Origin of the sequence: Bacillus cereus group sp. BfR-BA-01360, assembly GCF_022663595.1 — a bacterium.
Taxonomy (GTDB): domain Bacteria; phylum Bacillota; class Bacilli; order Bacillales; family Bacillaceae_G; genus Bacillus_A; species Bacillus_A cytotoxicus.
Map to the genome: position 1 here is coordinate 1 of NZ_JAKUFV010000053.1, position 3,746 is coordinate 3,746.

A 3,746-nucleotide genomic window follows, 5' to 3' on the forward strand; every position below is an offset into this window, starting at 1 on the left:
AGAACTTGTTTTTGATGTTGAACCAGACCGAACCTATTTAGCTGTTGTGGATGATAGTTTTGATCCGGATGAGTTTGTAACTCTTGGTATGGGAACTATTAAATTCATTTGCCCGATGCCCTACAAACTGGGTAAGGTACAGACTCACAAATTCGAAAGAAACTGGACCACAGAAATCACATCATATTTTAAAAATAAAGGTAGCGTAGAGGCGCCAGCATTAATTGAGATTGATGTAGAAAATCCAAGCACTTTTCTTGATGTCTGGTTCGGAGAATATCCCAATAATCGTAATTATTTCCGCATTGGTTATCCATTGCAAATGAATCAACTTCCAGTAGAGCGGAATCAACGTGTGTTGTGGGATGAAATGACAACTACGGTCGGATGGGGAAAAGTCACTGAGATGGAAGATGGAGAGCCTGTCGGAGAGATGAAAACAGATAGTTATCAATTTTATTGTTCTGATTATGGTACAGGAAAAGGATGGCATGGCGCAGCTCTTAAAAAGAGCATACCGCAAGGTCCTTTGCAGGATTTTATTATGCAAGCGTATGTTACTTGTAAAAGTAAAACAATCAATGAAATGGGAAGGGTAGAAATAGCGATACTGGATGAAAACAGTAAAGTCATTTCTAAGATAGCGATGAACGATGTTTTTTGGCAAGCCGAGCAAAATGTAGGAACGATGGTAATTGGATATGATGGCCATCCACACAGGACAACCCTTATTCATGAAAGTGGAGATCACCCTAATACTTGGAATCAATATAATGGTCGATTGTGGATAGCAAGAACAGGCAACGTGTGGGAGGCATATATTTCTAAGTTTCTACCTGGTACAGAGAGAGATGATTCAGAACGCTTTGTGCGATGGATTGACGAAAATAACTATCATATGTCCAAAGCAGCACAAATACAAGTGAGTATTATGCAATGGAAAGATGTACCACCTGTAGAAGCTTTGACAGTAAGTGACCTAAAAATATGGAAAGTAAACATGAATACACAAAATAACCCGCCTTACATTTTTGATAAAGGCGATAAAGTGGTTATTGATACCGAACGAAGCCTTGTAACGATAAATGGTATAAAAGCAGTGAATATCAAAGACTTTTTCAGTGATTTTCCAGTTGTAATACGCGGCGACAATCGCATTGATATTATGCCAGGTGACGTTGGAAAAGCAAGTGTATCATTTAGGGAGCGATATAGATGAGAACACCAAGTGGAATTTTACATGTTGTTGATTTCAAAACAGGGCAAATTGTATCAGCTATCCAGCCTAAAGATTATTGGGGAGATAAACGTCATTGGGAAATTAAAAATAATGTTGATACATTAGAATTCAAAGTTTTTGATCATACAGACCATGCGGCAACTCTTATGCAGCAGAACTTAGTATTAAAAGAAGTTCGCGATGGTCGAATTGTTCCTTATGTCATTATTGAAGCAGAGAAAGATTCTAAAGATAGATCCGTTACAATCCATGCTCAAGGGGCATGGGTTCTTTTAAAAGATGCTGAAGTGATTAAACCTCAAACAATTGAATCTAAAACTGTAAATGAATTTATCGATATGGCACTTAAAGGAACCGAATGGAAAAGAGGAAAAACAGAATATGCAAGCTTTCATTCTATGACTATCGATACATTTATTGACCCTTTGACATTTTTAAAGAAAATTGCTTCGTTATTTGAATTAGAAATCGTTTATCGTGCTGAAGTGGTTGGCTCACAGATAGTGGGCTTGTATGTTGATATGGTCAAAAAACGTGGTACAAATACAGAAAAAGAGGTTGAATTGGGGAAAGACTTGCTTGGTATTAACCGTATTGAAAACTCTCAAAATATCTGTACCGCACTTGTTGGATTCGTACGAGGCGAAGGAAACGAAATTATCACGGTCGAGGGTATTAATAATGGTCTTCCTTATGTAGTTGATAATGATGCCTTCCAACGTTGGAATAAGAAAGGAAAACATAGATTTGGATTCTATAGTCCTGAAACAGACAATCAAGATATGACACCTGAACGCCTCATGACTCTTATGAAAACAGAGCTGAAAAAGCGAGTAAATACCTCAGTTACTTATGAAGTTGAGGCGGCATCAATTGGTCGTGTGTTCGGAATGGCACATGAGTTAATTAATGAAGGCGATACAATTCTAATTAAAGATACGGGATTTACGCCGAAATTATACCTTGAAGCACGTGTGATCGCTGGTGATGAATCTTTTATTGATCCTACACAGGATAAATACGTATTTGGTGACTATCGTGAGATTATGGACCCGAACGAAGAATTAAGGAAAATGTACAATAGAATCCTTTCTACATTAGGAAGTAAAGCGAACAAAGAACTATTAGAACAGTTAGAAAAGCTCGTACAAGAAACCGATGAGAAAGTTGAAATTGTACAAAAAGAATCCGAGGCGGCGAAACAGTTAGCGGAGAAGGTGCAAGAGAATCTAAAAAACTATCAAACAACGATTATTGAAAGTGTAAATCCGCCGACAACAGGGTTAGAAGATGGCAAAACGTTATGGTTAGACATATCAAACGGTAAGCCCGGTATTCTCAAACTGTGGAAGAATGGCAACTGGGAACCAGTTGTTCCAGACATCAAATCAGTGAAGCAAGAAACACTTGAGCAAGTGAATAAAGATATTGAATCTACAAAAAAAGAGCTAGATAAAAAAGTACAAGCTGTTCAGAATGAAGCGACAGGACAGTATAACGAAGTAAAAGAAAGTCTTGAGGGTGTTAGTAGAACGATATCTAATGTAAAAAACGAACAAGGTAACATTAGTAAGAAAGTAACGCAAATCGAGCAAACCGCTGATGGATTCAAAACTTCTATTGAAGAGTTAAACAAGAAGGATAATGAAATTAGCAATAAACTAAATACAGTTGAGTCCACTGTGGAAGGAACGAAGCAGACTATTGCTAATATCCAGTCCACAACAGACGGACTTACAAAGACGACAAATGAGATTAAGCAAACTGCTACTTCTAATACACAATTAATTAGTCAAGTCACAAATCGCTTAGATAACTTAAAGGTAGGTGGACGCAACTTACTTTTAAATTCTACGTTTGAAAATGGAATGGCTAACTGGACAGTAGTAGCAAACGTATCAGTTGATACAACTGTAAAATATAAAGGTTTCAATACATTAAAATCTGACCAACGAGGCGAAACAACTTTTCGTTATCGCGGGGCAGAGCAAAAGAATGTACCTTTTACAATCGGAGAACCTTACACAGCTTCCTTCTATGTAATGACGGATGATATCAATACATTTGATAATATTCTTCGAATTGAGATTATTTGCGAAAGAGACGACAACACCAGCACAGCAATATTTCGTACCGATATTGATATTAAAAATTTAGGAAATAATAACTGGGGCAGATACAGTGCTACAGGTATTATTCCTAAAGAAACAACTAAAGTACGTGTTGCTTGTCGTGTGTTTAAAAATGGGCGTGTATGGATTGCCTTGCCGCAATTCGAAGAAGGCAACATTATGACGGACTGGCGTCGCGCTGATAAAGACCAAGTTTCTACTGTAGATTTCACCAAAAAAACAACAGAAATAGAAACAAGCGTAAATGGCATCAAAGAAACCATAACAAAAGTAGAAAACACGCAAACTTCGTTTGATAAACGGGTAACAAATGTTGAAAAGACCTCGGATGTTATCAATCAAAGTGTATCTAAACTTCAAGAAACGCAAACACA

At 37.3% G+C, this 3,746-nt stretch carries 2 protein-coding genes; both read left to right on the top strand.

All coding sequences use genetic code 11. From position 1 onward, the window contains the following. On the top strand, positions 1 to 1,219 hold a 1,219-nt coding region (locus tag MR056_RS21725; RefSeq protein ID WP_242136720.1), incomplete at its 5' end, for a distal tail protein Dit. Continuing rightward, positions 1,216 to 3,746: phage tail spike protein (locus MR056_RS21730; protein ID WP_305037794.1), on the top strand; the 2,531-nt coding region annotated here is incomplete at its 3' end. The genes MR056_RS21725 and MR056_RS21730, both read left to right, overlap by 4 nt.